Below are 526 nucleotides of genomic sequence, written 5' to 3' on the forward strand. Positions count from 1 at the left end.
ATCAACCTCAAAGCGACGTGTTTGTTTCTCGGCATAATCTTGCACCATTCCCCATGCCTTCACATTGCCATCAAAATATTCAAATAAATTAAATGGCGGCGTAGATGCTTGGTAATTGTCTATATCCGCCGAGCAAGCACTCAACGTAACAACAACGCACGCAGCAAAGTATCGCAATAATGTTTTAAAGATGTTCACGGTCTGACTTGTCCTATAAGTTGTTTACGCAGCTTTGGAAATTCCGTTTTTGGTGACAACCAAATGGACAGGAATGCATCATTCATACGTTCGTCCGTTATTTCGCCAACCATTTTTTGCGTTTTAGTTCCTGCTTGGCGATAGATGATCTGTCCCTTATCTCCATCAGTGACGTAGGTCAGTTCATCGCCATTTTTGATATTTGGGAAGATAACGCTCAATTGAGTAATCCATTGTTGTCGACTCGACTTAGGGAAGCCCAGCTTTTGCCACTGTTCATCCGTCACCTCAAGCAATTGCTGCTTGCTTATGTCTCGTTGATAGTTGA

General features: G+C 42.6%; 2 protein-coding genes. Both read right to left on the bottom strand.

From position 1 onward, the window contains the following. Positions 1-198, bottom strand: a 198-nt coding sequence (locus tag R7190_RS30470; protein WP_318138291.1) for a DUF3833 family protein, incomplete at its 3' end; no start/stop codon positions are given. Then, positions 195-526: chalcone isomerase family protein (locus R7190_RS30475; protein WP_318138292.1), on the bottom strand; the 332-nt coding region annotated here is incomplete at its 5' end. The genes R7190_RS30470 and R7190_RS30475, both read right to left, overlap by 4 nt.

It is taken from the genome of Vibrio sp. 1078-1 (genome assembly GCF_033340475.1).